The organism is Paraprevotella clara YIT 11840, assembly GCF_000233955.1.
Classification (GTDB): Bacteria; Bacteroidota; Bacteroidia; order Bacteroidales; family Bacteroidaceae; genus Paraprevotella; species Paraprevotella clara.
In genome coordinates, this window is the sequence record NZ_JH376705.1 from 486 (window position 1) to 1401 (window position 916).

Annotated in this window: 2 protein-coding genes; both read left to right on the plus strand. The window is 38.5% G+C overall.

The window, feature by feature from the left end:
• Positions 1–570 (plus strand): dihydroorotase (locus HMPREF9441_RS18865; protein ID WP_008623651.1); only part of this gene is annotated, 570 nt, incomplete at its 5' end.
• A 14-nt stretch (positions 571–584) separates the two neighbouring features.
• Positions 585–916, plus strand: a 332-nt coding sequence (locus HMPREF9441_RS17210) for an alpha/beta hydrolase (RefSeq protein WP_039865665.1), incomplete at its 3' end; no start/stop codon positions are given.

The window sequence follows — 916 nt, forward strand, 5'->3', positions numbered from 1 at the left end:
CATATCCCTACAATTTCCACTGCTAAGTCAGTAGCCCTTATAGCTGAGGCAAAGGCAAAAGGCTTAGATGTAACTTGCAGTGTAGCAGTGCACCACTTGCACTTCACAGATGAGGTGCTCGATAATTTTGATACTAATTATAAAGTATTACCCCCCTTAAGAGATACAGAGAATGTGCTTGCACTACGAGAAGCCTTAGATAACGGTGTGATAGATTTTGTGACTTCAGACCATAATCCGTTAGATATAGAGCTTAAGTTTAAAGAATTTGATTTAGCTGATTTTGGTACTATAGGATTAGAAAATGTATGGGGTGTTTTGAGCCAATACACTACTGTAGAAAGAGCCGTAACACTGCTAACAGCTGCTCGTAAACGTTTCGGTATAGCTACAACTCCTATAGCAGTAAATACAGTGGCTGACATTACCTTATTTACCCCAGAAGGTACTTCGGTATTCACAAAAGAGGACATACTTTCGGCTTCTAAGAATAGTGCCTTTATAGGAGCTACTATGAAAGGGAAAGTATTAGGGGTAATAGCCAATAATCAATTGATATTGAATGAGTAATAAAAATAGTAGTTATGGACACTAATAAGAAACTTCCGTTAGAATACATCATTCGCGAACCCCAGATAAAGATAAAGCGTTCTCCGGTGATATTTATGTTGCACGGTTATGGCAGTAATGAAGAGGATCTTTTTTCGTTTGCTAATGCACTGCCGCCCGAATATACTATTATTTCGTTTAGAGCTCCGTATCACTTAGCAAGCTTTGGGTATGCTTGGTATATGATAAATTTTGATGCAGACCAGAATAATTGGAGTGATACTAAGCAGGCAATAGAGTCAAGAGATTTGATAATGCAAGCAATAGAAGAGGCCTGCCGTGTGTATGACTTAGATACACGCAATGT